Source organism: Armatimonas sp. (assembly GCF_043760365.1).
Lineage (GTDB): Bacteria > Armatimonadota > Armatimonadia > Armatimonadales > Armatimonadaceae > Armatimonas.
The window spans coordinates 1-1,887 of record NZ_JAYUPA010000332.1 but is presented as its reverse complement, the minus strand read 5'-3'; the positions used below and the strand labels follow the sequence as shown (position 1 = coordinate 1,887).

Annotated in this window: 1 protein-coding gene and 1 pseudogene; one reads left to right on the top strand and one right to left on the bottom strand. The window is 61.8% G+C overall.

Translation table 11 applies throughout. The features are described from left to right. A pseudogene (locus ACH2EH_RS08110) lies at positions 1-1,237 on the top strand (hypothetical protein); the annotation flags it as partial. Here ACH2EH_RS08110 and ACH2EH_RS08105 read toward each other — a convergent pair. Then, positions 1,234-1,887: hypothetical protein (locus ACH2EH_RS08105; RefSeq protein ID WP_395140619.1), on the bottom strand; the 654-nt coding region annotated here is incomplete at its 5' end. The pseudogene ACH2EH_RS08110 and the gene ACH2EH_RS08105 overlap by 4 nt on opposite strands.

Here is a 1,887-nt window from a genome sequence, read left to right as displayed (position 1 = left end):
GCGCCACACGGAGGCCGTTTTGGGACTCCTTGCAGAAGCAAACGCACCGGGGCTTCGTCCTCTGCTACTGCACTTTCTCTCCGGGGAGCGCTCAGGCTGGTTACCTAGCCTTTCTATGGATCGTACCGACCCTCAGCTCCTCGTCCCACTCTTCCTCACGGAGTGTAAGAAAGGGCCAAAAGGCGACGGCTACCGTCCTGCCCTGAGCTATCTCTCTCAGTCCTCACATCCCGATGCCTTGGCCTTCCTAAAAACCCGGCTCACCGACCCCGATGCTACTATGGCGTTCCGCCGCGCCGCCTACCTCAACCTCGCACGCACAGGTGGCGCAGCCTTCGTTCCTGCTATCCTAGCCGCCCGCGACACGCGGCGTACGGTTCCGTCGTTGGCCACACGCTTGGAGCTAAAAACACTCGCCCCAACAATCCTGCCGGAGGAGAAGACCCGCTACGAGACGACGCGCGTACTGGCGCTGGCAAGAGACAGCCACCAGCAGCTCTGGGCACTTCTGACCTCCGACGTCCTGGGAAGCACCCGCGATCTCTGGGTCGCTCGCTGGGACGGGACGCGCTGGAGAGACTCACTCTTCACCGGCACGCGTCTCACTCTCAAGCGTATCAAGGACAAGGAGGTGGAGCGACTCCCGCAAAGCTGGCAAAAACGCTTTGTGGACAACCCCACTCTCCGCCGCGACAGCGACCACGATGGCCTGACGGATCTTGTCGAAGCACGCCTGGGCACCAACCCGCACCGGGCCGACAGCGACGGTGACGGCCTGCGGGATGACCAGGATAAAAACCCACTCACTGCCCCACACCCGCTCACTGAGCAGGAGAAGATACTCGCCGCCGCCTTTGAGGCACGCTACCATCAAGAAGCCGAAAACTTCGGCCCATGCCAGGTTGAACTTCCCCCCGGTATCCGTCCTTTGGAGCTTTCAGGCCGTGACGATGTGATTGTCTGCACCCCAGACGGCAAACACCACCCTCTGGAAAAAGTCACGGGTGAGGGGGCGGTCTTTGTCTCGTTTGGCCTCCCAGGGTACGACTTTCAGCAAGCCCGCCTGCTCCCCACCAACAGCAAGCAGTGGCTCCTTTGGAACGCCGACCACACCGAGGTACGCCTGAGCATCAACGCCTATATCGGCAAGCTCAACGCCACTGGCTACGATATTCAGCTCAAGAAGTTCGGCAAAGACTGGATCGTCGTGAAGGCCGAGATGACCTGGATCTCCTAGTGAAGTGCTCCCCGCGCGATACTGGTACAGTTGATCGCCACCCACTCGGGGTGGCGCATGGCGACGATGAGCTTGTCGACGTTCGGGAAGAACGCCGAAAAACGCAGCATTTCATCGGCGACGGTGGCTTTGTCTTTTCCTTGGCCCTCGACTTGCTTGTCCAGCTCCCAGCCGCGCACGAATGGGGATGTGGCGAGGGTCTCCCAGCCGAGGGCTTTGTAGGCGGCAAAGCGCGGCGTGGCATCGTCGGCACAGGTGACATTGCACGGCGCGACGGCAAAGGCGTAGGGGCCGGGATCAGTTGTATCGAGCGGCGGCATCCAGGTGCCTAGTCGCCCGACATAACCCGCTTGTTGCCACGAAACCGCCAGCGCTTCTTGCTTGTCTTGCGCCGCCGGATCGCTCACCGGATGCACGACCAAGTGCTCGATATGCTCGCACCGAAGCTCGGTGAGCATTTGCGGAAGATGCCGCGGCTCGTAGGGTGCGTGGCCCCCCACGGAGCCGTCGGGGCCGAAGTCGGTAAAGAAGTTCCAGGCGATGAGCTGGGCCTCGCTCCTTCGCCCAAGCCGCTTGAGCGAGCTTCCCAGCGCGACTCGCTCGGGCAGATAGGTCGTGTCGAAAATCGTGATCCCCGCATCCAGACACGC